This is a genomic window from Tropicimonas aquimaris (assembly GCF_042676185.1).
Classification (GTDB): Bacteria; Pseudomonadota; Alphaproteobacteria; order Rhodobacterales; family Rhodobacteraceae; genus Tropicimonas; species Tropicimonas aquimaris.
The window spans coordinates 1-26,016 of sequence record NZ_JBHTJT010000012.1 but is presented as its reverse complement, the minus strand read 5'-3'; the positions used below and the strand labels follow the sequence as shown (position 1 = coordinate 26,016).

Genomic DNA, 26,016 nt, shown 5'->3' with positions numbered 1-26,016 from the left:
ATCGGTCTCTCCTTGGATCGAGCGTCAATTGTCAATTTATGTTCAATGAGTTGTCACTATTTGTCCAGGTCACAGTCAGTCGCTCGTCGCATGGCCGATACCGGAAACAGCGATATTGACGGGTCGATTTGGTATCGATACCATCGACCATACAGCGAGAATCGCGGGCCAGCCGTGCACCCCCTCCCGGACAGCGCGACGGCCGGATGACATCGCTCATCCAAGACGGAGGAGGACCGTTGGGTAAATTCATCGAAACCTTCTGGAAGGCCATCGACACCGTGATGGCGGTCCTCATGGCCGCAATGATCGCGCTGGTCTTCATCAACGTGGTGTTGCGCTACGGCTTCCACTCGGGCCTGCGCCCCTCGGTCGAGCTGTCGCGGCTCGGCTTCGTCTGGGTCGTGATGCTCGGCTCCGTCGGCGTCCTGCGGCGCGGCGAACACCTGGCCGTGTCGGAGTTCTCCGAGGTCCTGTTCCCCGCCCTCGTCCCCTACATCCGCAAGGTGATCTGGCTGATCGTGCTGGTCTCGGCGGGGATGCTGTTCTGGGGATCGGTCCAGCAGACCATCGCCAACTGGCACAACATCTCGCAACTCACCGGCCTGCCGACCGGCCTGCTCTACCTGGCCGGAGTCATCTCCGGTGCGCTCATGGCCATCGTCGCGGTCGCCCATATCTTCGGACCGCTGGAGCACGTCGTGCGTGACGCGCCCGTTTCGGAAGGCGAGGACAAACAATGACCCTCATCCTGTTCCTCACCGTCCTGCTCGGGAGCATCCTGCTCGGGCTTCCGGTCGCCTTTGCCCTGCTGCTGAGCGCCATGGCGCTCATGGTGCAGATGGACATGTTCAGCGCCAACATCCTCGCGCAGTCCCTGCTGAACGGGGTCGACAGCTTCCCGCTGCTCGCCATTCCGTTCTTCCTGGTCGCCGGGGAGGTGATGTCCGTGGGCGGTCTGTCCACCCGGATCGTCCGGCTGGCCTCGGCCCTTCTCGGGCACCGTCGCGGCGGGCTCGGCTATGTGGCGATTTTCACCTCGGTCCTGCTCGCCGGCCTGTCGGGCTCGGCGGTCGCGGATGCGGCGGCGCTGGTTTCGATCCTCTACCCGATGATGAAGAAGGCCGGCTATCCCGAGGCGCCCTCGATGGGCCTGATGGCCTCGGGCGGAATCATCGCCCCGGTCATCCCGCCGTCGCTGCCGCTGATCATCATGGGCGTTGCCGGCAACATCTCCATCGCCAAGCTGTTCATCGGCGGCATCGTGCCCGGCCTGATGATGGGCATGGCGCTGGTCATCGTCTGGTCGATCGTCATCCGCAAGGAGGACGTGCAGGTGTTCAAGAAGGCCGACAAGGCCGAGCGCCGCGCCGCCTTCCGCGACGGGATCTGGGCGCTGTTCCTGCCGATCATCATCATCGGCGGCATCCGCTTCGGGATCTTCACCCCGACCGAGGCCGCCGTGGTCGCCGCGGTCTACGCCATCGCCGTCTCGACGCTGGTCTACCGCGAGCTGACGCTGGCCAAGTTCTACCAGGTGCTGGTAAGTGCCGCGCGTTCCACCTCGATGGTGATGTTCCTCGTGGGCTCGGCCATGGTCGCCGCCTGGCTGATCACCGTGGCGCAGCTTCCGCAACAGCTCGCCGAGATGCTTGGCCCGCTGATCGACCATCCCAAGCTGCTGATGGCGACCATCATGATCATCGTGCTGCTGGTCGGCATGGTCATGGACCTGAGCCCGACGATTCTGATCCTCGTGCCGCTGTTCATGCCGATCGTGAAGATGGCCGGCATCGACCCCGTCTACTTCGGCCTCGTCTTCGTGATCAACACGTCGATCGGCCTCATCACGCCGCCCGTGGGCACCGTTCTGAACGTGGTCTGCGGCGTCGGAAAGGTGCCGATGAGCCACGCCGTGAAGGGCCTGCTGCCCTTCCTGCTTGTCTACCTGCTGCTCCTGGCGCTGTTCGTCGCCTTCCCGAGCATCATCATCGTTCCGATGAACCTGCTTATTGGATAATCAACCGGAGGAAACCCAATGAAACGACTTCTCGCAGCAACCGGCCTCGCAACCGCCGTTCTCTTCTCGGCCGTCACGGCTCAGGCGGCGACGACGCTGAAACTGGCCCACGCCGCGCCGGAATCCGACCTTCAGCAGACGCTGTCGGTGTTCTTCAAGGAGCAGGTCGAGGCCCGCAGCAACGGCGAGCTCAAGGTCAACATCTTCCCGCATGGCCAGCTCGGCTCCGACAGCCAGATGATCGACGGTGCCCGGTCCGGCATCATCGACATCGCGATGTCCGGCCTGAACAACTTCACCGGCATGCTTCCCGAAGCCGGCGCCTTCACCCTGCCCTTCATGTTCCCCGACCGCGAGTCCGCCTACAAGGTGCTCGACGGCGAGGTCGGGCAAGGCGTCTCGGCCAGCATGGAGCAGTTCGGCCTCAAGGGACTCGGCTACCCCGAGAACGGCTACCGCAACGTCTCCAACAATCGCGGCCCGGTGACGACCCCGGCCGATCTCGACGGCGTGCGGATGCGGGTCAACAACTCGAAGGCCCTGAACGACATGTTCGACCTGCTCGGCGCCAACCCGCAGCAGATCCCGGTGGCCGAGCTCTACACCGCGCTGGAAACCGGCGTGGTCGACGCGCAGGATCACCCGATCGGCGTCGTGCTGTCTTTCAAGTTCTACGAGGTGCAGGATTACCTGACCCTGACCCAGCACGCCTACGCCCCGCTGGCGCTGGTGATGAACCTCGACAAGTTCAACGGTCTCTCCGAGGACGAGCAGAAGATCATCACCGAGGTCGCCGCCGAAGCCGTCGCGATGCAGCGCGAGCTGTCCATCGAGAAGGAAGAGGAGATGATCGCCGAGCTGGAAGCCGAGGGCATGAAGGTGAACCGCGACGTCGACAGCGCCGCCTTCCAGGAAGCCGTGAAGCCGGTGTGGCAGAACTTCATCGACGAGAACGGCGACGCGCTGGTCAACGCCATCCTCGAGGCGTCGAAGTAACCCGACACCCGATCCCCAAACACGCGAAGGGGGCAGACAATTGTCTGCCCCTTTGTCGTTTCGTCGGGTGAGTCCGTCCAGATCTACCTGCCGGTGCCTGATGATCCGATGACGCCGCCGGACGAGACCGGTGCCTATTCCGGCGACGACGAGGACGGCGAGACCATCGTAATCACCCCTGGAGATGGCGACCAGACCGGCGGGCCAGCCAAGAGCTGCGGGTCATCGACGAGCTCGGCTTCGTGCCCCTCAACAACCTCGCGTTTCCTCGCTGTGCTATGCCGGCGGTGCTTTCTGGTCATGGGGTTCTCATTAGCAGAACCCGGGACCGGTCAATATCTCGGGGCCAAACTGTCCATCGTCGGGGGCGCACTCCACCCAGTGGTCGGAATTGCTCCGCCGTTGACAGCTCGCGTCGGTCTTCTGGACGGGCTTCACCTTCACTATCAAGCGCTCCGGCCACGACCCGATAGCCTGGGCGAACGTCATATCCTTCCCGTCCTGCGCCGCCATAGCCGCGATCTTCGCGATGGGCGCCATCGACACCAGCTGGGGCAGCTACACGCTGACGCAGGCGATGCCCTACATGCTGGTCCAAGGAGTCTGTGTCAGCGTGATCGCCATCCTGACCTATGCCATTGCTAACGAGCAGCTGGGATCGCCAAGCTGTGCGGCCATCGGCTCGACCGCGCCGGCGTTGACCGCACTGATGGCGATCGTGGTCCTGAACGAAGCGCTGGACTTCGTGACAGCTATTGCTGTGGTGGCCATCTGTGCGGGGGTCTACCTGTCGACGCGGTCGGGTCCGGGCATGCAGTGGATCGCGGCGCCAGTGTCACAGCTCGGCGCAGACTGACGGCCAGCCATCGACAAGAGGGCCTCGTTTCGTCTGCCCGCGTTCTGTTTCCAGAATGCTTTTTACACGTCCAATCGAGCGTTCCCGTGTGATCGTATCAACGGCGAGCCGCGCCACGAGGGCTGGCAACAATTTCGGCCAGCGGCCGTTAGCTGGGGACATGCTGCTTGCGGTGCAGAGGACTTGATCAGCTCTCCGGCAAATAATGAGCCAGAAACATGTCGACGCAGTCGGCAATGACGGTCTCCGCGTCCAGATCGGCCTTTTCGCCCAGAAGGAACTCCGGCCACATCAGAAAATGCTTGATCATCGAAAGGAGTTGACCGGCGGCAAAGCCCGGCTCGGCCTGGCGCAGCGCGCCGGCCTGCATCGCCTCGCCTATCAGCGCCTGGATCGGGCCGTCCTGCATCGCGGCCTTGGCAAAAAAGGCCTGCGCCAGTTCCTGGTCGCGCAACAGCTCTGACATAACCAGCCGGTTAAGCCCCATGTATTCCGGGCCCGAGAGGTGGCCTATGTAGTCCCGAGCCGCCGCGATCAGCTGGTCGCGCAGCGGAGCCTCCGGGTCATAGCGCAGCTTGGGCGTGGCCGCGATCTGTTCCAGCAGGATGTCGGTGATCGCGGAGAACAGCACCTCCTTGCTCTCGAAATGCTTGTAGAGCGTGCGCTTGGAGACCTCGGCCAACTCGGCGATCCGGTTGACCCGAGCCGTTGGAAAGCCTTGTTCTCGGAACTCCTGGATCGCCGCGTCCAGGATGTCCTTTCTTTTCTTTTCAGTCAGTTTCATCGCTTTTGCCCCGTTCGGTTGGAAAAATGTAAACACGGGGGTTTACACGCTGTGCTGGTGCCCCTTATGTAAACATCACGGTTTACAAACGCAAGCGCCGCGGCGCAGAGGACATCACGATGAAATACAAGCAGCTTGGGCATTCAGGTCTCTATGTTTCCGAACTGACGCTGGGCACCATGACCTTCGACAACGAGGGCGGCAGCTATGCCGATCTGATCGGTGCCACCGGTCAGGAGCTGGCAACCCGCATGGTCGGTCTCGCCATCGAGGCAGGGGTCAACATCTTCGACACGGCCAATGTCTACAGCTCGGGCGTTTCGGAAGAGATGCTGGGCAAGGCGCTTGGCAACCGGCGTCAGGGAAATCTCATCGCCACCAAGCTCTACAACACCATGACCACCGGCCCGAACGATCTTGGCACCAGCCGTCTGGCCATCATGCGCGAGGTTGAGGGCAGCCTGAAGCGGCTGGGCACCGATTACATCGACCTCTACCAGGTGCATAACTTCGACATCACCACGCCGCTGGAAGAGACGCTGCGCGCGCTCGACGACCTCGTGCGGCAGGGCAAGGTGCGCTACATCGGCCTGTCGAACTTTGCCGGCTGGCAGATTGCGAAGGCGGACGGCATGGCGCGGCTACTTGGCACCGAACGCTTCGTCTCGGCGCAGTCCTACTACAGCCTCGCCGGCCGCGAGCTTGAGCGCGAAATCATCCCCGCCGTGCGCGACCTCGGCCTCGGCACCTTCATCTGGAGCCCGCTTGCGGGCGGCTTCCTGAGCGGCAAATACACCCGCGATGCCGAAAACTCCGGCCGCCGCGCCGCCTTCGATTTCCCGCCGGTCGCCAAGGAACAGGGCTTCGACATCATCGAGACGCTGGCGCAGATCGCCGAGGAAAAGAACGCCTCCGTGGCGCAGATCGCCCTGGCCTGGCTGCTGCACAAGCCCGGCGTGACCAGCGTCATCGTCGGCGCCCGCAAGGAAGCGCAACTGGTCGACAATCTTGGGGCCGCCGCCATCACGCTGAGCGACGCGGAGATGGACCGGCTCGATCAGGTCAGCGCGCTCAAGCCCGAATACCCCGGCTACCTGCCGGTCTGGTGGCGCGGCGACACGCTGTTCGGCCAGCTCCACGACTAAACCAAAAATGACGCGCCCGGGCCCACGTCTGGGGCGTCCCCCCCCCACATACGCATGTCACGGATCACACAAATGGCTGACCATACCTTCGGACCCAAGGGCTGGACGCCCGAGCGCCTCGGCAACCTTGCCGGCAAGACCTATGTCATCACCGGCGCCAATGCCGGCGCGGGCTTCCAGGCGGCGCGCATTCTGCTCGGCAAAGGCGCCGAGGTGGTGATGCTGAATCGCAGCGCCGAGAAATCCGCCGCTGCCGTCAAGGAGCTGAAGCAGGAATTCGGGTCCGACACGCGGGTGCGTTTCATCCGCATGGATCTGGCCGAGCAGGCCTCGGTCCGCATGGCGGCCGAAGAGGTGCTGAAGACGGTGCCGAGGATCGACGCGCTGATCTGCAACGCGGCCATTGCCCAAGTGCCGACGCGGCAGTTGACCCCCGACGGCTTCGAGACCCAGCTTGGCACCAACCACTACGGTCACTTTACCCTCTGCGGCATGCTCTTCGACCGGATCGAGGAGTCGAGGGGCCGGATCGTCGTCGTCGCCAGCCTCGGCTACAACATGGGGCTCAAGACGATCCGCTTCGAGGACATGAACTGGGATACGGGTTATGGCCCGAACACCGCCTACAGCCAGAGCAAGCTGGCGCAGATGATGTTCGCCTATGAGCTTCAGGACAGGCTGGCCGCTGGCGGCCGGACCGACGTCGAGGTCTTTGTCTGCCATCCCGGCTCTTCGGCGACCTCGCTGATCTCGACCAGCGGCAGCCGGACCATGCGGTTCATCTGGTGGCTGATGACCAAGACGCCGATGGTGCAGACCGCGGAACAGGGCTCTTATCCCGAGGTGATGTGCGCCACCGAGGAGGCGCTGACCGAGCAACGCGCGCTCTATGGCCCGACCGGCGCCCGGGACTTCGTCGGCCCTGTGGGCATGGGCACGCTGAACGCCCACGCGCATGACAAGGCGGTCATGGTCAAGCTCTGGGAGCGGTCCGAGAAAGACACCGGATTTGTCTGGGCGCTCTGAGCCTCAATACCCGACGGGGCCTATCCGGCAGTATGGGGACGCCCCGTCGTCAATCTCCGATCGAAAGGTCATCCCATGGACATCGTGAAAATCGCCAGCGACTGGGCCCGGTTCGAAATGCACTCGGCGGCGGCCTTTGCCGTCTTCGGGCTGGCCTTCCTGCTGGCCGCTCTCGGGTTCCGGCACTGGGGCGGCACCGATTTCGCCCGCGCTTTCCTCATCCCGATGCTGGTGTCGGGCGTGTTGCTGCTGATCCTCGGCGTCGGGTTGTTCCTGCCGGCCCAGTCCCGGCTGGCCGCGGTGCCGAGCGCCTACGCCAACGATGGCGCCGCCTTTCTGGCCGCCGAGCTTGCCCGTGCCGACAAAGTGCTGAACGACTACAGCATCGCGGTTTTCCGAGCGTTCCCGGCGATCATCGCTCTCTGCGCCCTGGCGATCCCGTTTCTCGCAGGCCCGCTCTGGCGCGCAAGCCTGATCACCGCCCTCGCCTTCTTTACCGTGCTTATCCTCGTCGACAGCAATGCCAACGCCCGGCTTCAGACCTACAAGCAGCAGCTGTCGGTGGCAGCGGGATCAACGTAAACGCTGGCGACCGGGCCGGAGCGTCGGGGATTGCCCGAGAAGGGCCAAGTGTTTTTCTCATGAACAGACCCTCCCCCTTCAGACAAGCGCGCGGCTCAGGCCTGCACCGGTGAGGTTTCCATTCCGCATCCAGAAGGCGCCAGTGTCTTCGCCGTCAGCCACGCGATCTGGGCGCGCTTGGCCGGGGTCACTGTACGACCGTCGGCAACCTGGAGCTGTCACCCGCCGATATTCTTCTCCGGCTCTGCAGTTCAGCCACTCAAACCCGAAAGCTGCCATTCCGTCACGTCGCAGCGAAATTCAGCTTGCCGCCCTTGGCGGCTGTCACAAACGGCACAACATGGCCAACCAAACCGGCTCTCGAAATGACTGTCATCACGCGGAGCTCTTGACCGGGCGTTCGAATTCGCCCGTTACAAGCGGGAAATCGGCAGCCGGATGGTCGCAGATACCCCCTGTGGCGTTCGGTTTTCGAGGGAAAGCTCTCCGCTATGGGCCCGGACGATGCGGCGGGCGATTGACAGGCCCAGGCCGGCTCCGCCGGAGTCCGCGTTCCTGCTCCCTTCACCACGCGTGAACGGATCGAAGATGGTCGGGAACAGGCTCTCCGGGATGCCCGGTCCCGTGTCGGCGACCGTGATATCGACCGCCGTTTCCGTCTGCGAGAGAGTGACGGTTGTTCCCTCGGCTCCGCCATATCGCACTGCATTGTCGATCAGGTTGCCAACGGCGCGGGCAAGGCTGATCGGGCCGGCCTGGATCTGCGGGAGGGCATCGGATTTGAAAGCCACGCCTCGCTCCTCGCAGACCCGTGCAAGCAGCGCCGCCAAATCGAGCGCGGGGACGCGATCCTCTTCGCGACCGTCCCGCGCATAGGAGATCAGCCCCTCGGCCATCGCCGCCATCTGGTCCAGTGTGTCGATCATCGGTTCGCGCAGGTCGTCATCCTCAATCATTTCCGCGCGGATCCGCAGACTGGTCATCGGGGTCCTAAGATCGTGCCCGACGGCGGCGATGGTACGGGTGCGTTCGGCATCGAACCGTGCGATCTCTGCTTGCATCACGTTGAATGCCATCGAGGCATTGCGCAGTTCAGCCGGTCCCGTTTCGGAGACCCGGACAGAATGGTCGCCCCGCGCCGTGCGCCGAGCCGCATCGGCAAGTTCGGTCAGAGGGCGGGTCAGGCGGCGGATGAAGAGCCAGACCATCGCGGCGACCGCCAGCGACATGATCCCCATAGAGATCAGCAGAAACCTCTGATCTGCCGAGGTGTGCCAGGTCAGCGGCTCCTGTGTCGTGAAGTTCAGCCAGCGTTCGCCGGATGCCAGCGGCAGGGAGATCACCACGACCTCGCGGTTGCGCCCGGCATTGCGCGGGTCGTCCGAGGGCGCGGTTTCGACCCGTGACAGGATCGAGACGCGGGCATCCCGCTCGGTTTCCCCGGCGATCTGGGTGGCGAGGGTCCGGGAAAGTTCGTTGTCGGCGGTCTCCTTCACGAAGGGGGCGGCGGTCACGTCGATCCGCGTGGTTCGGGTCGAGGCGGCCCTCGCGAACTCCGCTTGCCCCTCGGGCGAGATGGCATCGAGCGCGACGACCAGTTCAACGGCCCGGTCAGCCGCCACGGCGGCCCGCGCGCTATCCCCGGCACGCCTTTGCGACACCACGATGATGGCGGTCGACAGGAGGAACGCCAGAAGCAGAGCGCCGATCAGAAGGGCCATGAGCTGGCTCGCCAGCCGGTCGGGAAGGAGGCCGCGCAAGCTCATGCGTCGCGCGCCTCGCGCACCTCCGCCACCAGCCGATACCCGCCGCCGCGTTCGGTCACCAACAGGCGCGGCGCGGACGGATCGTCCTCGATCTTCTTGCGCAGACGACTGACATGGTTGTCGATCGCGCGGTCAAAGGCTCTTTCCTCCCGCCCCATCACCCGTTCCAGCAGGTAGGTCCGGCTCAGAACCCTTCCGGGCTGGGCGAGCAGGATGGCCAGCAGGCGGTTCTCTCCGGTTGTCAGTGTGACTGCGTCGCTGCCGTCCCTCTGGACCGTGTGGGTCGCGGGGTCGTGCAGCCATGGGCCGAAATGACGTCGCTTGTCCGGTTCGCTCCGCTGAGGTTCCGGCCGGCGCCGCAGCACCGCGCGCACCCGCGCCAGAAGTTCGCGCGGGTTGAACGGCTTGACCACGTAATCATCCGCGCCCAGTTCGAGCCCGACAATCCGGTCGGTTTCCCCGGCCATCGCCGTCAGCATGATGACGGGGATATCGGTATTGGCGACCATCCAGCGGCAAAGGCTCAGCCCGTCTTCCCCCGGCATCATCAGGTCGAGGATTGCCAGATCGATCTCCGCCTCTGCAAGCACGGCCCGCGCCTCGGTCGCATCGGCGGCCAGCCGGGTGCGGAATCCCTGCTTGCGCAGGTATTGGCCAAGCGGTTCGCGAATGTCGCGTGCATCGTCGACGATAAGGATCTGCTGGGGGATGGGGTCCATGGCCGTCCGTTCCGTTTCGGGCCCAGCCTATGGGGCGGGATCACGGAAAACCAGCCGACGGAAGGCGTCATGGACAGCGACTTTGTCGCGGAATGTATCAGGCGCGGGCTTTGCGACATTTCGCGACAAAGCCCTTGTGACACGGGCGACGGGGTGCGGGCAGAAAGACGTTGAAGACCCGTCAGACAGGGAGATCCCGGATGCTCAGGGCAAGAAAATCGAAGACCATTGGTGCCGTGCTCGTAGTCTGCGTGGGGACCGTCTCGGCGCTCCCGGGGGGCAACGCGCACGCACAGGGCGACACCCTTGCGCCGAACCTGCGCACCCCGGCCCCGGTGATCCACCTTGCCGAAAACCTCGACGAAAAGGACGGGCTTGGCTGGTGCCTCGACACGCTCGGGCGCGGGTTCTCGACCAGCCTCCAGGTCCATTCCTGCAAGCCGCAGGGGGGCGATGTGCAGTTCTCCTTCGAGCCTGAAACGGGAGCGATCCGCTCTGTTGCCTTTCCGGACCATTGCGCCGTTCGCCAGGAGGCCGGTCCGACCAACCTCGGCCTCGCCCCCTGCGATGCGGACGACCCCGATCAGCGCTTTGCGTTCGACGCCGATACCGGGGCCCTGAGCGCCGCCGACGCGCCGGACCAGTGCCTTTCCGCAGGAGAGGCCAGCCGCTCCGCCGGTCCGTTCATGTCCCGCGAACTTCTTCTCACCGACTGCACCGCAACCGACCCGGCTTTGCGCCGCTGGGTCATTCGACACTGAAACCGGAGGCCCCAATGAAACTGCGATCGCTCCTTGCAACCTCCTGCCTCGCCGTCATTCCGTCGATGGCGCTGGCGGCCGATCACCCCAACATCCTGCTCATCATCGCCGACGACATGGGGCTGGACGCTTCCAACTGCTATTCGCTCGGCGACCAGCAGGCGCCGATGCCGAATGTCGAGGCGATGTGCCGCGAGGGGTTGGTGTTCATGAATGCCTATTCCGCACCAGTATGCTCCCCCACACGGGCCACGATGATGACAGGCCAGTACGGAATGCGCACCGGCGTCGGCGCCGCGATCCCGCCCAATGGCTCGAATGGCCTCGCGGCGGAAGCCGAGAGCCTCTTCGACGTGCTGGAAGGGAGCGACTACGCCACCAACCTGCTCGGCAAGTGGCACCTCGCAGGGGCCGGCGCGACGCTGGACCACCCGTCGGAGCTGGGCGTTTCCGACTACTGGGGCGTCTTCAAGGGCGGCGTGCGCGACTATTTCGAATGGGCGGCCGTGACCGGTGGCGAGGAAGTACCGGTCGAGGAATATGCCACCACCGCGATCACCGACGAGGCCCTCGACTGGATCGCGGCGCAGGACAGCCCGTGGTTTCTCTGGCTGGCCTACAACGCCCCGCACACGCCGTTCCACCTGCCGCCGGAGGATCTGCACAGCTTCCGAGACTTGCCCGCTGATGAGGAGTCCATCAAGGCTGACGAGCTCACCTACTACCAGGCGATGCTGGAAGCGCTAGACACCGAAATCGGCCGCCTGCTCGAGACGATGGACCCCGAGACGCGCGATAACACGATCGTCATGTTCATCGGCGACAACGGCTCGCCCAACCAAGTCACGCGCGGCTTCTATGGTTCGCATTCCGCCAAGGGCACGATCTACGAAGGCGGCACCCATGTGCCCTTCGTTGTCACCGGCCCCGGCATCGAGTCGGGTTCGACCGACGACTTTGTCGGAACGACCGATTTCTTCGCCACAATCACCGGCTTCGCCGGGATCGAGGTGGACCGGCCCGACAGCCATGACTTTCGGGCGCTGCTGGCCGGCGAGGAGGGCACGCGCGACTACATCTATGTCGAGCACTTCCAGGAGGACAGGTTGGACGCCAAGCCGAGCGACGTGTTTGGCTGGGCGCTCCGCGAGGGCGATTACAAGCTGGTCTCGGTCGAAGATACCGAGTTCGAACTCTACGACCTCGCCGCCGACCCGCGCGAACTGATCGACCTGCTCGCCGACGGAATCTCGGAGGACGAGGCCGCCATCGTGGCCCGTCTCCAGACCCGCGCAGAGGGCATCCGCAACGAGTAGGCGGCGCCCCTGAACACAATCACTCGACACCCCAGATCAAGGAAACTCCAGATGACCCGCAAACAGGTTCTCATTGCACTGGCCGTCACCACCGCCAGCGTCTCCGCGACGGTTGCCCTCGAGGCCGCCGCGCAGGATTACACCCCCGCCGAAGGCTTCTACGACCTCAGCGACATGCCCGAGACCGGCATGTTCCCGCAGGGCGGCCTGAAGCCCGGCGAAGGCAAGATCGCGGGCGGTCCGCCCCCTGCGAGTGACGTGGCGGTGAAAGAGGTCACGGTCGGCCCCGCCACCTTCGCCGTCAATTATCCGATCTTCGACGACTTCGCCGCGCTGCCGGATGATGTTGTCTATACCCGGGAGGTGATTCACAGCTTCGAACGCCCCGAGGGCGACACCCATTATTACGAAGTCGTGCTGGTCGAGAGCATGAACGTGAGCTGGGTGCAGGCCGCGATCCTCGCCGAAAGCGAAGGCGGCTACCTCGCGTCGCTGACGAGCCCGGAGGAGAACGCGTTCGTCTTCGGCCTCGTGGATGACGACAAGTACTTCTGGCAGTTTCCGGACGACTACACCCCCGACAGTCATTATCGCATCAAGATTGGCCCGTTCCTCGGCGGCGTGCGTGTCTCGGACACCGAGGATTCCTTCGACGGATGGCAATGGCTGTCCGGAGAGCCGTGGGACTATTCCAACTGGGCGCAAAACCTCGACGATGGCGTCATCGACCGCGACCCGCGCAACAACACTCAGCCGAACGGTGCCGGCAAGCAGAACGTCATGGGCTTTGGCGAGTTGAACGTGCCGGTTCCCACATGGGGCGATTACTGGGACACGGTTTCCCAGTACGGCGAGCGGGGAATGCCGTCGGGCTACAACATGGGCTTCGTCATCGAGTATGACGAAATGCCGGAGTAAGCTCGTCTGCTTCGTAGACTGATAAGATGGCAGGCGCCGGATGCTGCGCCTGCTGTCGGCATTCTCGAGTGCCCGTTGGACCAGCCCGCTTGCTCAGAAAAGGAAAATCCGGGTCGCCGCCGTTTGCGGAGCGCGCGGCAAAACTCCCCTTTCCGCCCAATCTGACTGAGGAGCCCTGATGACCACTTCAGTTGATGAATTTCGGATCGGACGTCGTATCGGTCGCCGGCCGCAACTGGCTGGAATGCATCTGTCGCCACCCGCAGCCCCCAAGTTCGCAGGGGCGGGTCTTTCCCGCCGTCATGGCACTGGACGTTAGGACACACCCCTCAATCTGAGTTGCAATTCTATCACTATGTGAACTGCGTCCCAGTGCTTCCACAATGCCTCCAGGCGCGGGCTCAAAAGCAAAGCGCCGCCAAACTGGCGGCGCTCAAGCATCTGTCCAAAAAAGAAAATTTAGCTGCGGGGGCTCGCAACCAGCGTTGTAGAACGCAGCTAGCGTGCCGTCTTCATTCCGTTCCAGATTTGGCATGATCCCCGCAAGCGGCCATTCACCAATTGCCCGGCCAATGGCCGAGGCGAACTGGATACGAAAGCCATGTGGCACCACAACATCGTTCATGAAGGGCGGGGAAGAGACATTCGCCGCGGCCAGGAGCAACGACTGAGGTGCGGACAAAGGGTGAGTTCGCTGCGTTTGCGCAGGAGTCTGCTTCCATGCGCTTTGCGGACCTCCACCTTGGATTGCACACCGAGCACACACAACCAGAGGTTAAAGCGCTGGTTCTAAAAGACACTCTGTCCACTCCCCCAAGAGCGAGAAATCCTTTTTCTATGCTTCGTGTAGCGGGCGACTGCCGGAGGAGGCGGGCCTGAAGCCCAGCCCTCTCCGACCATTAAGCTATTAAAATAATGCGTTTTTATAGGGCGCGCCCTCAGTCAGTGGGCGTTTCGGACGCACTCGTCTGGCACCGCACGATGCCTTCTTGGGTGGGCAGCATCCGACCCATTTCGATCTGAGGTCTCGTGGACGCGACGCCTTCGCCGACACGTACAACCCGCCATGCCGAGATACCGATCTGTCCAATGCATCGTCGTTCACCCGCCATACTTCTCGACCAGCACCGGCTGCATCGAATAGCTCACGGAGACCGGGGCCTGTCCATCGACGTACCCGACGTCCTGAACCGAACTCTGGGCGACCATGGTCCCGGTGATCCAGACGGGCCTGAAAAGTACGTCCACCTCGATGCCCTCGGGATACACGACATGGACGATCTGGTTGGCGGGCGGTGGTGGGGTGTGGATGCAGGCGCCGACGGTGGGCACGAGAAGGAACTCAACCGCCTTTCGATCCTTGAATTTCAAGGGCAGCATATATCCCGGTAGGCGGACACTCGTGCCGACGATGTCCTCGTTCACCGCTGAGGCTGCCGCTTCACGTTTCTCCATGATCGCCACACGCGCAGCGAACAATCCGTCGACATCGAGGCCGTCCTTGGACAGTTGTTCGCGTAACGCTTGCGCCTTGGCGCGCGCCTCTGCGTCATCGCTTTGCTCGGCCCCTGTCTCGAACCGCAGGATCTGGCGGAGGGTGTCCATCTGGTCGTAGGTGATGGTCTCGAACGGGTTCTCGATCACGGCGGCCGGAGGCGCGAGCGTCTCCCAGGAGATCTCCTGAGGGTCAGCCGCCTGCGCCAGCCCCGGAGGAACGGCAAGCCAAAGCATCAAGACGAGACGAGCAAACATGGGCATGGAGACTTCCCCTTTGGTTTGTCATAGCCGAACCGACAGCCCGTCGGCCAGCGTCATGCGATAGACCCGGACTGCCGGGATAAGCGAGGCAAGAAGCCCCGCGCAAAAGATGACGAAAAGGGTGGCCAGTTCGCGCGCGCCGAAGACATTCAATCCCAATCGCAGACCGAAACGGGCGGACAGGATCGGGTCGGTCACGACCGTGGCCACCGTGAGCAGAACAAGGCCCAGCACCAGCCCCGCGGCGGTGAGGACGGCTGCTTCCGTGACGATCAGCGCAAAGATGCGGCTGGGCGTGGCGCCGACAGACCGCAGGATCGCGAATTCGCGGCGGCGGGTGTCGAGGGTCGCAGAGAGCATGACCACCATGCCGATCATTCCTGCCAAAGCCACGGCCCAAGCCATCAGTCGCATCGCGCGCTCCGCTGTCCCGGTGATCCCCCAGAGCTCGGCGAGCGCGACCGCCGGGAGGACGGCGCTCAACGCGTCAGAGGGGCGTTCGTTGACGGCCCGCTGCAGACTGAGGACACTGGTCCGATCGATCAGCCCAACATAGACGGCATTGATCCGGTCCGGTTTGTGTCCGTGTCCGACCTCCGTGCCTTCATGGTCGCCATGATCTTCGTGGTCGTCATGCGCGTCATGGTCGTCGTGTGGGTCATCCTCACCATGACCGTCGGCGGGCATCGCGGCCGGGTCGAGGGGGTCGGCCAGCGGCGCGTCTTCCTGCGCATGCAGGGTGTCGAAGCCTTCGAGCGTGACGAAGACCATTCGGTCGACGGCGGTACCGGTCGGCGCGAGCACGCCCGAAATGGTGAACGGCGCGTCGTCGTGGAGGTCGAACGAGACCTCTCCTGAGCCATGGGCGTTGACGATCACCGCACCGGGCGCATAGCCGAACCGCGCCGCGACGTCGGCCCCGATCACGGCGGCGTCTGCCCCATCGCCGGTATAGAACGTGCCAGCCGCCAGGGAGAGCGGCTGACCGCCGGAGTGCCGGAAATGCTCGAAATACGATGCATCCGTCCCGATCACCGGATAGCCGCGATGATTGTCGCCCATCTGGATCGGCACGGCCCACGCCACCTCGGGCCGATTTTCCAGCCACTCGAAGCTCTCCCAGGTCATGCCGGTCCCGGTACCGCCGACGCCAAACACCGTGGCCATCAGGATCTGGACGGAATTGCCGCGCGGCGCCACGATCAGGTCGATCCCCGAGGCGGAGTTCGCGAAGCTGTCGCGCGCGCCGTCCCGGAGCCGCTCGACCCCGAGGATCAGCGCGACGCTGAGGCTGATGGCCAGCACGGTCAGCCCGGCGACGAACCGGCGGTTCCACAAGCTGCGCAGGCTGAACCCCAGCATCAGGCGGCACACCCGTTCAGGGTGAGGAAGTCGACACCGCGGTCGAAATGACGCTCCAGGCTGCGGTCGTGACTGACGAACAGCAGCGCGCTGCCCGCTTCGGCGCATTCCCTTGCCAACAACTCGACGAAGGCCGCCTTGGCCGCCTCATCGAGCGCCGAGGTCGGCTCGTCTGCCAGGATCAGGTCCGGCTTGCCAATCAGCGCACGCGCGGCGGCAACCCGTTGTTGCTGGCCCACGCTGAGCTCGCTGGCCGGTTTGGATGCCAACGACGGATCGGACAGACCCAATTCGTCAAGCAGTCGGCGGGCCGTCCCCGCAGGATCCTCGCCCGCACGCGCGCGGCGACGCTGCGAGAATGTGCAGGGCAGAAGGACGTTCTCGAGCGCACTCAGCCACGGAACGAGATTGAACACCTGAAAGATCATGCCGATGTGATCCACCCGGAACCGGTCCCGCGCACCACCGCGCAGGGCGCCAAGATCCTGATCCGCGACGCGGATGGCCCCCTTCGGCACATCGACCACCCCCGCGATCGCGGACAGCAAGGTCGATTTTCCGCACCCGCTCGGTCCATACAGGAACAGGCTCTCGCCGGACGCCAGAGACAGCGCGCCAATCTCCAGCGTGTTGCGCTCCGCGCCCGGCCATCGGTAGACAAGCCGTTCAATCCGCAAGGGCGAGCCCGGGACTCGACATGACCCAGAAGCCCCAGACACGCAGAGCGTTCAAAACAGTTCGATACACGGTGTTCTTCATGCTAGTTGACCGGATTGTCTGGCAGGCTTGCAGTATGTGGGGTGGAAACGCGTGGCACTGTCGCAGCACGGGTTCATTTGTTAAATCCCAAAGGATCATACACGGCATTTTGCCCGGCGTTCGAACGTATCTCGTACACCTGGTGGGTCGAACAGAACACGGCTTCTGTGAGGGAGCCGGGCATGCTGGCATCGCTGCCACCGAGCTCCGCACTGATCTGTCCAATATCAATGGCGGCGTCCGCGACAAACTCCGACAACGCGGTAGAAGCCTCCACATGCTTGGCAACCGGGCCCACTTGCGGATTCGTTTCGGCACCAACCGAACCCGGCATCAGCCCGAGTCCCAGCGGGAACGCCAGAAGGGCCAGCCGAAATCCCGTCCATCGGGGTCGGGTGGCGGAACCACCCTCCCCGATGTTGAGGGGCTCCCTCGTCACTGTTTTGCCTCCGCGGATCCGCCCACCGGCTTGGCACCGGAATCATCTATGGTGATCGTGGAAATGGAAAACTGCTGGACCCAGTCCTGTTCGGTCACGGGCTTGAACTCACCTGTTTCCCGGACCGGAAAGCGGATCGGTTGGCCGGCCCAGACCTTCTGAAACTCGGACTCGTTGACTACCAGTTGACCGTTGACGATCACGTAGGGAATTCCGGAACTTGGCAATCCATGTTCGCCGAACTTGTACGTGGCGTTGTCGGTAACCGTTGCAGGGTTGAAGATCGCGATGTCAGCAACCATGCCCTCCTGCATGCGTCCGCGTTCCTGCATGGCCACGATGCCGGTATCTCCCAGATGCTTGGCCGCCCAGTAGCTCAACTGGGCCAGCGTGAACATCAGAGGCACGCCTTGCTCGCGGCCGAGGCGCAGCACCGTTGCCCTGGAACCCGCAGTTCTTGGATGACCCAGATAGTCTGAGAACGGCAAATCCCAGGAATCCACGCCCTTGCCCGAATAGATGGCATCCGAGGCGACCGTCATGTGCGGCATCCGGAGCCAGTACGGCAGCCATTTTTCCCGGTCCGGGTTGAAGACCACGACAATGCGGCTCGGATCTTCCGCGCGAGTTTTCTTCCATTCGTCTTCGCTCAGGAACTTGTCGGCAATCGGGTCATACATGGTGTCCTTGTATTCGAGACCGAACACGCCCTTAAAGACTTCCGGATTGAAGAACTCTGCCGAGATGCTCGTTGATCCCGCAGTGTAAGGATAATACTCGGACCACACATTGTAGCCCTCGTCCCTTGCCTTCTGCAGTTTCTCCTCGTTCTCCCACCAGCCATAGTCATTGTTGTGCATCACGAGCAGGGGGGCATCGAGTGCAAGGGCATTGGCCAGAATCTCAGAGGTGCCAAGTGGGGCTTCCGGAGTGACCTTGTTGCCGTGAAACCGCACATGGGCAGCCGACACGCGACCATAGCGGGCAGCGAGTTCCTGGGCCTTGTACATCTCGAATGTCGTTACGCCGCCGGTCATGTATCCAACAGTGGACGCGAAACCAAGCGCACCTTGCTTATAGCCCTCGTCCATCAGGGCAAGTATCTGGTTCAGATGATCAATATCGCTACGCGTGTCCGACCAGCCGCAGACACCGTCAGCACAACCGTCGGCCCGGGCCTTTCCGACCAGGCCCGGAGTATCGGCCCACTCTGGTAGTTCAACTTCAGGGTCATGCACCTTTATCCGCACGCCTTCGTGGCTGATGCTCGTGCCATAGTTGAGCGGCCAGGCGCCCTGCTTTGCCGCATACCATGCATCCACCCCTATCGCACCGACTTCCAGGTCCATGCCGGTGGTTACGCCATCAAGCGCGGCCAGCTTCAGTGATAGGCCGTCAAGTGCGTGGAAGTGCGTGTCGATGAAACCTGCGGTGACCACATGGTCGGTGGCGTCAATCGTCTGGTCTCCGCTGATGTCACCGGGCGTGATGATTGCAATCCGCCCGTCCCGGATACCCACATTCAGCGTGGCATCGAGCATGGTCTCCGGATCCATGACCCGCCCGTTTAGAATGACGAGGTCATAGGTGTCTTGTGCCTTTGCAGGCACTGCGGCGAGCAATACGGTGGCGCATAACGAAAAAATCAGCTTGTTCACGATGGGTTCTCGCTTTTTGATCTCCAGGAGTGCGCCGGCAAAAAGCGCGCTCCGCGAGAGGTTGCTTACTTGTCGCCCGCCGCGCATTCGCGACGGGCGACCGTTTTCACTGAAGCGTGTTCTTGTAGATCACGCCGTCCTTCATGATCAGCGGGATGTTCTTTGCGTCGTCTCCCAGGACCGAGACGTCTTCTAAAGGATTTCCATCCACCAACAGGATATCGGCGTAGGCACCTTCCTTGATTACGCCCAGCGGCCCCTCCTGGTAGGGATGCCCTGGTCCGCTCAATTCAAAGTACTTCGCGTTGTTGGAAGTCGCCATACGAAGGATCTCAACATCGTTATAATAGTTTTTAAATCTGGCAAGAAGATCGGCCTGCTGACCGTTGGTATTCGGTGAAAAGAGAAGGTCTGTTCCAAAGGCCATATTCAGGTCATATTTTTTTACAAATCCCATCGTCTTCTCAAAACCATCTACGACCTGAACAAACTTTGCATAACGATCTGGGTCTAATGTCTCTGCGCCTGGAATATCCAGGTAAAACGGCTGGATGGACAGCCAGGCGCCCTTCTCCGCCATGAGTTTTGCACTTTCTTCACTCATCAGGTGTCCATGCTCGATACCCTTAACGCCGGCGTTTAATGCCCGGGCGATTCCTTTTTCGTTGTAAATATGCACGGTAACGTAGGTACCCCAGTCAGTCGCCGCATCCACGATAGCCTCTAGTTCTTCAGCAGTATATTCATTGACATACAGAGGATCATACAGGCTCGACACACCCCCGCCGGCCATAACCTTAATCTGGGTTGCCCCTTTCTTCAGGTTGTAGCGTGTGGCCGCGAGAACTTGATCCACCCCGTCTGCCACCCGGGTGATCTCAAGCTGCTCAAAACGTGGTGGGCCCCATCCGAAGGCACGCGGACCTTCCCACACCTGACCGAAATCACCATGCCCTGAAGTCTGGGAGATCAATGCCCCACTGGGAAGAATGCGCGGCCCCTCAATTACACCTTCATCAATGGCTTTCTTGATACCAAAAGCCGGCCCGCCGACATCACGGACAGTGGTAAAACCCCGCAGGAGCGTTGCCTCCGCGCCGGCAATCGCGCGTGCATGCAGATAGTCAGCTTCTTCCGATTGACCTTCCTGTAACGTAATAGAAGACAGCAGCGTATGCCAGTGAGCGTCAATCAACCCGGGCATCAACGTGCGACCGCCACCGTCGATGACCGTGCCGCCTGCAACAGCAAGCGGTTCGGTCGACACTGCGGTGATGAGGTTGTCCGTCACCACGACATTGGCGTTCATGATAAGGGCTTCGTTCACGCCGTCAAAGACGTTGACGTTCGTAAACAGGATCGGCCCGGAGGCGTCCTGAGCCGCCGCCGGCAGAGCAACGCTGACGGCGACGGCAAGGGCTGCGCCAAAGGTCTTTGGATTCAGTTTGTGCATCTGATATCTCCCATCATCGGTGAAAAAAGCCCCTGGTGAAGCGTCCAGTCACCGTGATGCAGGATCAAAACTATCGCGGGCGCGCTCGTTTTGTGTTTCGACGATTGGTCCCTGAGTTCGCGTTCATTGGAGCGCGCCGGCAAAAAGCGCGCTCCGCGAGAGGTTGCTTACTTGTCGCCCGCCGCGCATTCGCGGCGGGCGGTCTTTGTCACTGAAGCGTATTCTTGTAGATCACGCCGTCCTTCATGATGATGAGGATCGTCTCGGGGCTGTCAGGACGCGGCTCTGCGTCGAGCCACCTGTCTGACGCGCCGACGACAGAGAAGTCTTCGAGCGGATTCCCGTCGAGGAGCAACAGATCAGCGTAAGCGCCTTCTTCGATGACGCCAATCTTGCCTTCCGGATATGGGTTCATGAAATCGCCAGACAGGGCGACAATTTCTCCACCCACCGATGTCATCGCCACCAGTCCTTCGTAGGCGCTGAAATACTTCGCGTGCAAATGCTTCTCGTAGGCAATCTGGATGTTGCACATTACAACTGTATCGATACAGTCCGTATTAAAGCCACGCTTGACAGGAAATTTCTTCAAGTTGGGAATGAGGTTCTTAAACATCTCCATTGCCGCTGTCGCTTTGGCCAGGCTCGCTGGGACGTCGCGCACTGGCGGAATTTCCAGTATCGACGTATCGAAGGCGGTCAGGTTGGCCGTCATGTAGGCGCCTTTCTCGTTCATCAGCTCTGCCATTTCCTCGTCGAAGCCGAAATTATGTTCGATGGACTTGACGCCAGCATTCAGCGCGGCCATCGCGGCTTCCTTGCGATAGGCATGTACCATGACGTAACTGCCGTACTCGTTGGCGGCCTGAACCGCCGCCTCAAGTTCCTCTTTTGATCCGGCAAGCAATGTGAACGGGTCGAATGCCGAAATGATGCCACCCGATTGCATGAATTTGATCTGGGTGGCACCCATGCGGAAGTTGTTGCGCGCGAATTTCAGCACGTCGTCAGGGCCGTTGACCTGTTGCGAGATGTTCAATCGACCTACGTTTGTCTCTGCACCAGGCGGGGAAGTGAAGTCGGCGAAATCGGCATGCCCCCCTCTCGTGCCGATAAACGCACCGGAAGGATAGTGGCGCGGACCGACGATCAACCCGCTATCGATTGCCCTGCGAATACCGCCGTTAGCTCCGCCCGCGTCGCGCACGGTGGTGAAGCCCTGCATCAAGTACATCTCGGCCATCTTGCTAGCGTGAATGCCGAAATCCTCCCAGGTCTTCTGGGCTTCCATGGCCGGCACCGATGGCCCCATGAGCACGAAGTGGGCATGGGCCTCGACGAATCCCGGCGTCAGCGTCCGCCCGCCACCGTCGATCACTGTCGCATCCGGGGCGTCGACGGCGCCGGTCGACACGGTCTTGATCTTGTTGCCCTCGACCAGAACCGAAGCGTTTTCGATGAGCGCCTCGTTCACACCGTCAAACACATTCACATTCGTAAACAAAGTCTGCGGCAGCGCATCTTGTGCGCACACCGGGCCTGCCGCCAAGACAGACAGCACAGCTATTTTCATCAAGGTTTTCATACCGTTTTCTCCCGTTCACAGTGGCCACATACGCCTTGCGCGGGCCGTTCACCGCTCCAACATGAGCGCTTGTAACTCGCCGTCCGCGCGCACCGAATCTTTCGGGCAATGCCTCAGCAGTCACCGCAGACTAGCAACCTGAGGCGGCAAAAAGTTATCAAAATGGGATGAAATTATCCCGAGAGTCCGACTCTTTGATAAGTTTTTACTGCATCTCGAAGTATACTGAATCTCGAAGTATGATGGGGCGCATGACGTTAACTGATGCCGATTTCCTCCCGGGAAGCCCCGAAGCCCGGGCGAGTGCCTTGGTGCAACTGGCCACGATTTCCCCTTTGCTTGGCTATCTGAAGGCGCGGTCCTATGACGTGGACCAATTGATGGAGGCTCAGGGGCTTACGCTGAAAGCCGCGAAAGATCCTTCGCGGCTCGTGCAGGCCGAGGTGGTTTATAGGCTCCTCGAGTCCACTGCCCGGGCCATCGGCGATCCGTGGCTCGGCGTACACGTCGGGGAACAACTCGACCTGCAGGCGTGGCCTATCACGCAGGACGCGCTCAAGGGTGGCGAAACACTTGGCCAAATCCTGACAGGCCTCGTGCTTTCCACAGGGAAATTCACCGCATCGGCGCGGCACCGTCTGGAAATCGGCCCCGCGCAATCCTCCTACTGTGTAGAACGCACGTTTCGTCCGCGCCAAGTGCCGCTTCAGAACATCGGATTCACATTTGCAACATTTCTTCGGATTCTCGATCTGCTCGACGACACTCGGGCAACCGGCGACGTGGTGCTCGAAACACCTTCTGCACTCGCATTGCCGCTGGGTTACAGAGGCCTCGACATTCGGGAAACCGGATCTCCGGTGCAGGTGATCCGCTTTCCGTCACAGCTGCTGCGGTCCCGTGCTGTCAACCGTCTTGCCCGCATCCCTGCAACCGAGGCTTTACTGGAGCGCCCGTCGCTGACCCGCGCCATCGCGGCCGTAGCGCCGGAGATGCTCAATCGCCACGAAGACAACCTGCGGCAGGCTGTGGCCGAGGCGATCGGCCTGGCTCCGGCAGAACTGGAAGCCGGGTTGTCTGTCCTTGGCACGAGCCTCGCGAGCGAGCTCCGCCGCGCGCGCCTTGCGCTGGCTTGCGATGCGCTGAAAACGACTGACACGCCGATCACAGACATCGCGGCCCAGTTGGGTTTTTCCGCTGCCGGCAACTTCTCGAGGTTCTTCAAGTCCACCACGGGCGAAACGCCACGCGCTTATCGTCAGCGGCTGCGGCGCGTTCAAACCGGAAAGCGGTAGAAGCGGGTGGCTGTGATCAAGCAGGCCCGCGCCGGGCATCACGGTGACGATCAGCGCCAGCTACACCACTCGACGGGACGCTTCCGCCATGAAACTTTTGCAGGCCTTCCACCACACTCTGGTTCACATTTTCCACCAACGAAACGACAGGGAACAAAGCCCCGTGAAACCCACCCTCAAGTCCTACATCCTCGCGCCGACACTTTCCGGATTGTTCGCCGCAGCGCCGATGGCAACTTTTGCCCAAAGCGCCAGCAACCTCGCCGGCCCCGACTCAACGCCAAATGTCCTGGCTTCCGACGCGGAGGATTCTGACGACCTGCTTGGTATCAACAAGCAGCAATCCTGGTCGGAGTGGAAAGCAGGCATGAAGGAGCGCACAGGGTTAGACTTTGGGATCGACTACAACGTTCTAGGCTACAAGGCGTCCTCAAGCCTTGGAGAAGACAACACAGCCAGCGGTGCGCTTCGCTTCTTTGGCACTTGGGAATTGTTGAACCGGGGGCAGGCCAATTCGGGCAAGCTTGTCTTCAAATTTGAGCACCGTCATGCCTTTACAGACGTGGCACCGACTGACTTTGGCAGCGAGCTTGGCTATGCCGGGCTGGTCAGTTCCGTCTTCAGCGACCAGGGCACGCGGATGACACATTTCTACTGGCAACAGGATTTTGCTGAAGGCCGCGGCACCGTTTATGCCGGGTGGCTGGACGTGACGGATTACACCGATGTCTATGCCCTTGCCAGCCCGTGGTCCGGTTTCTCGAACCTCGCTTTCCAGACCGGATCCGGCACCATCGGCGGGTTGCCTGACGGAGCTCTGGGGGTTATGGCCGGCGGTTTCTTGAGCGACAACTACTATGTCGCGGCCAGCATCGTCGACGCCAACGGAGACCCGACCGATCCGCTTGCCGGGTTTGACACCTTCTTCAACGACTTCGAGACCTTCAAAACGCTGGAGTTCGGGTGGACCTCTGGGCCCGATGCCCTTTTCGTCGATAATGCCCACGTGACCCTATGGCAAATTGATGAACGCACGGCGGCAGGAACCCCCAGCGGGTACGGGGCTGCATTTTCTTACTCCAAAGCGATCGACAACACGTGGTTTCCGTTTATTCGCGGTGGTTGGGCCAAGGATGGCGGCAGCCTCTATGAAACCGCTCTGAGTGCCGGTTTCGGCTACACGACCAACCCGAGCCAGAACATGCTTGGTGCGGGGCTGAACTGGTCCCGACCAAATGAAGACACCTTCGGGTCCAAGCTGGACGATCAATATAGCCTTGAGGTTTTCCAGCAATGGCAATTGACCGAAGGCATTGAGCTGACCCCGAGCATTCAGGTGATCAAAAACCCGGCGCTGAACCCCACAAAAGATACGGTTGCGATGTTCGGGCTGAGGCTGAGGGCTGCTTTCTGAAACGACCCCCGCCAAATATGTTTCCATCGGAAGGGGCTCCGATGCTGTAACCGCCCCCCGACGGCATCGACGTGCCAAGGTGGGATCGCAACAATTCATACTGGGAGGCGTCATGTCGGGGGGCGGTTACAGCATCAGAGCCCATCGGCACGATACATCGGGGATGTCTGCTCTTGTTTCTTCAGCGATTGCGTTGCGCTGATGGCTTTCTTGCGGAACGGTCCTTGAAACTTTTTCCCAGAATCTACCTCTTTCGATACCTACAACCCGCCAGCCGTGACGGCTGGGCCGTATCGGCAGCACCTCACGGAGCACTCAAAGGCAATGATCCTGGTTCCATCTGGAGCCGATGGTCTGCTGTCTGGAGTTCACTCCTGAGCTAAACCAATCCGATCATTGTCATGTGCGGTTCCACTCAAGGAACCAACCGATGACGTCTTCGTCGCTCCCCAGCGGGCTTCATGAGCCCAACACGACCCTTCCCAAAGCCCTTTTTGATCTGGTGCGCCTTTTGGTGCGCGAGGCCGCTCGCACGGACTTCGCCGCGCGTCGCGATGGGGAAGTCTCTAATGGCTGATCTCCCGTTCCCTCAAAAGGCGACCTACCTGACTGTCGTGGAAGTCTCTGACCATTTCCGGGATCTGCGGCGCACAGACTTTCCGTCGACGCATTCTCCGGATCGATGTCCCCCGACGAGACGGCCTCGGCGACGGCGAGCACCGTCTCGACCTCCGCCTCGCGTGCAGCGACCTCGAGCTCCTTCGCCGCCAGCGCCTTGGCCTTCCGGGCGAGCTTGCGCTGTTGTTCCAGCCGCCACGCCTGCGTGCGGATGTGACGCCGCTTCGGCGGAGGGGCCTCGCCCTTTGCAAACGCCTCACGCGCCGCCGCCTTGCGCCGCTCTCCACGGGGCTAACGACAATTTCCAGGAGCCAAGAAACATGAACACTGCCAGGGGAACCAGCGTTATGGCAGCCCAGTCCCCGAATTGGTAAGCCACACTCCACGAGTAGAAAGAAAGGCCGATCAATGCCGTTGCTCCGAGTGCGCTCTTGAACCCTTGCCGCATTGTGTCCTGTGCTTGATTTTGATCGTTCCCCTAGTCGAAGCGCCCGTGCTTGGCAACCTGGCCGCGCCGGCATCGGGTGGACGACCCCGTTCAGCCACTATTCCCAACGCGCTGGCTGGACGTGCCATGCATGGGTTCAGCCAAGTCTCTCCCATAACCTAGTTGCGAATTGATTCGTCTGTCTCTCGATGAGAGCAACTGGTTTGAAGCCGCCGCGTCTGGAGAACGGGCGATTTGGTGAGCAAGTGGTGAGCAAGAAAAAACAGCTTACGAGCGTGGGGAGCCTGATCTGACTGGTCCGGTTTGATTGTTAGTGCATGACCCGCCTTGGTTCCATC

Annotated in this window: 21 protein-coding genes and 1 pseudogene; 12 read left to right on the top strand and 10 right to left on the bottom strand. The window is 61.9% G+C overall.

Features of this window, described 5'->3' with window-relative positions:
• Positions 1-239 precede the first annotated feature (239 nt).
• The 4 genes and pseudogenes from ACFQ2S_RS10535 to ACFQ2S_RS10520 all read left to right on the top strand — a co-directional run.
• On the top strand, positions 240-743 hold the full coding sequence (locus ACFQ2S_RS10535) for a TRAP transporter small permease (protein WP_089233636.1): 504 nt from the start codon (positions 240-242) through the stop codon (positions 741-743).
• The gene (locus ACFQ2S_RS10530) at positions 740-2,020 is read left to right on the top strand and encodes a TRAP transporter large permease subunit (RefSeq protein WP_089233635.1); all 1,281 of its coding nucleotides are present in this window, start codon (positions 740-742) and stop codon (positions 2,018-2,020) included. Before ACFQ2S_RS10535 ends, ACFQ2S_RS10530 begins: the two co-directional genes overlap by 4 nt.
• Before the next feature lie 18 nt (positions 2,021-2,038).
• The gene (locus ACFQ2S_RS10525) at positions 2,039-3,016 is read left to right on the top strand and encodes a TRAP transporter substrate-binding protein (protein WP_386074420.1); all 978 of its coding nucleotides are present in this window, start codon (positions 2,039-2,041) and stop codon (positions 3,014-3,016) included.
• 421 nt (positions 3,017-3,437) lie between these two features.
• Positions 3,438-3,872, top strand: a pseudogene (locus tag ACFQ2S_RS10520) (EamA family transporter); the annotation flags it as partial.
• Between the two features lie 187 nt (positions 3,873-4,059).
• Here ACFQ2S_RS10520 and ACFQ2S_RS10515 read toward each other — a convergent pair.
• Entirely contained in the window at positions 4,060-4,656 is a 597-nt protein-coding gene (locus ACFQ2S_RS10515) for a TetR/AcrR family transcriptional regulator (protein ID WP_386074419.1), read from the bottom strand.
• 119 nt (positions 4,657-4,775) lie between these two features.
• Between ACFQ2S_RS10515 and ACFQ2S_RS10510 the strand changes: the two genes are divergently transcribed.
• The 3 genes from ACFQ2S_RS10510 to ACFQ2S_RS10500 all read left to right on the top strand — a co-directional run bounded on the left by ACFQ2S_RS10510 (position 4,776) and on the right by ACFQ2S_RS10500 (position 7,409).
• Complete coding sequence (locus ACFQ2S_RS10510) at positions 4,776-5,801, top strand: aldo/keto reductase (protein ID WP_386074418.1); 1,026 nt, start codon at positions 4,776-4,778, stop codon at positions 5,799-5,801.
• Positions 5,802-5,873: 72 nt separating this feature from the next.
• A complete protein-coding gene (locus ACFQ2S_RS10505; RefSeq protein ID WP_386074417.1) occupies positions 5,874-6,827 on the top strand; it encodes an SDR family oxidoreductase in 954 nt (317 codons plus the stop codon).
• Between the two features lie 75 nt (positions 6,828-6,902).
• Positions 6,903-7,409 (top strand): hypothetical protein, encoded by a 507-nt coding sequence (locus ACFQ2S_RS10500; protein WP_386074416.1) that lies wholly within the window; start codon positions 6,903-6,905, stop codon positions 7,407-7,409.
• Between the two features lie 413 nt (positions 7,410-7,822).
• Here ACFQ2S_RS10500 and ACFQ2S_RS10495 read toward each other — a convergent pair whose 3' ends face one another.
• Together ACFQ2S_RS10495 and ACFQ2S_RS10490 are read right to left on the bottom strand one after the other, a co-directional pair.
• A complete protein-coding gene (locus tag ACFQ2S_RS10495; RefSeq protein WP_386074415.1) occupies positions 7,823-9,175 on the bottom strand; it encodes an ATP-binding protein in 1,353 nt (450 codons plus the stop codon).
• A complete protein-coding gene (locus ACFQ2S_RS10490) occupies positions 9,172-9,894 on the bottom strand; it encodes a response regulator (RefSeq protein ID WP_386074414.1) in 723 nt (240 codons plus the stop codon). The genes ACFQ2S_RS10495 and ACFQ2S_RS10490 overlap by 4 nt, the downstream gene beginning before the upstream one ends.
• A 200-nt stretch (positions 9,895-10,094) precedes the next feature.
• On the opposite strand from ACFQ2S_RS10490, the gene ACFQ2S_RS10485 reads away from it, so the two are divergent.
• The 3 genes from ACFQ2S_RS10485 to ACFQ2S_RS10475 are packed head-to-tail and all read left to right on the top strand — an operon-like array spanning position 10,095 to position 12,889.
• A complete protein-coding gene (locus ACFQ2S_RS10485; RefSeq protein WP_386074413.1) occupies positions 10,095-10,655 on the top strand; it encodes a ricin-type beta-trefoil lectin domain protein in 561 nt (186 codons plus the stop codon).
• A gap of 14 nt (positions 10,656-10,669) precedes the next feature.
• On the top strand, positions 10,670-11,971 hold the full coding sequence (locus ACFQ2S_RS10480; protein ID WP_386074412.1) for a sulfatase-like hydrolase/transferase: 1,302 nt from the start codon (positions 10,670-10,672) through the stop codon (positions 11,969-11,971).
• Between the two features lie 51 nt (positions 11,972-12,022).
• Positions 12,023-12,889, top strand: a complete 867-nt coding sequence (locus ACFQ2S_RS10475) for a hypothetical protein (protein ID WP_386074411.1) — start codon at positions 12,023-12,025, stop codon at positions 12,887-12,889.
• Positions 12,890-13,990: 1,101 nt separating this feature from the next.
• Here ACFQ2S_RS10475 and ACFQ2S_RS10470 read toward each other — a convergent pair.
• The 7 genes from ACFQ2S_RS10470 to ACFQ2S_RS10440 form a co-directional block, all read right to left on the bottom strand.
• Positions 13,991-14,647, bottom strand: coding sequence for a DUF3299 domain-containing protein (locus ACFQ2S_RS10470; RefSeq protein WP_386074410.1), 657 nt, complete (start codon positions 14,645-14,647; stop codon positions 13,991-13,993).
• Between the two features lie 21 nt (positions 14,648-14,668).
• Positions 14,669-16,009 (bottom strand): ABC transporter permease, encoded by a 1,341-nt coding sequence (locus ACFQ2S_RS10465; RefSeq protein WP_386074409.1) that lies wholly within the window; start codon positions 16,007-16,009, stop codon positions 14,669-14,671.
• Positions 16,009-16,686 (bottom strand): ABC transporter ATP-binding protein, encoded by a 678-nt coding sequence (locus ACFQ2S_RS10460; RefSeq protein ID WP_386074408.1) that lies wholly within the window; start codon positions 16,684-16,686, stop codon positions 16,009-16,011. The genes ACFQ2S_RS10465 and ACFQ2S_RS10460 overlap by 1 nt, the downstream gene beginning before the upstream one ends.
• Positions 16,687-16,841: 155 nt before the next feature.
• Positions 16,842-17,102, bottom strand: coding sequence for a hypothetical protein (locus ACFQ2S_RS10455; RefSeq protein WP_386074407.1), 261 nt, complete (start codon positions 17,100-17,102; stop codon positions 16,842-16,844).
• A 101-nt stretch (positions 17,103-17,203) separates the two neighbouring features.
• Positions 17,204-18,865: an aminoacylase gene (locus ACFQ2S_RS10450; protein ID WP_386074406.1), complete on the bottom strand. Its 1,662-nt coding sequence runs from the start codon at positions 18,863-18,865 to the stop codon at positions 17,204-17,206.
• A gap of 106 nt (positions 18,866-18,971) precedes the next feature.
• Complete coding sequence (locus ACFQ2S_RS10445) at positions 18,972-20,318, bottom strand: metal-dependent hydrolase family protein (RefSeq protein ID WP_386074405.1); 1,347 nt, start codon at positions 20,316-20,318, stop codon at positions 18,972-18,974.
• A 208-nt stretch (positions 20,319-20,526) separates the two neighbouring features.
• A complete protein-coding gene (locus tag ACFQ2S_RS10440; protein ID WP_386074404.1) occupies positions 20,527-21,903 on the bottom strand; it encodes an amidohydrolase family protein in 1,377 nt (458 codons plus the stop codon).
• 251 nt (positions 21,904-22,154) lie between these two features.
• On the opposite strand from ACFQ2S_RS10440, the gene ACFQ2S_RS10435 reads away from it, so the two are divergent.
• Positions 22,155-23,198, top strand: coding sequence for a helix-turn-helix domain-containing protein (locus ACFQ2S_RS10435; protein ID WP_386074403.1), 1,044 nt, complete (start codon positions 22,155-22,157; stop codon positions 23,196-23,198).
• Positions 23,199-23,286: 88 nt separating this feature from the next.
• Positions 23,287-24,612 (top strand): carbohydrate porin, encoded by a 1,326-nt coding sequence (locus tag ACFQ2S_RS10430; protein ID WP_386074402.1) that lies wholly within the window; start codon positions 23,287-23,289, stop codon positions 24,610-24,612.
• The last annotated feature ends 1,404 nt before the right edge of the window (positions 24,613-26,016 follow it).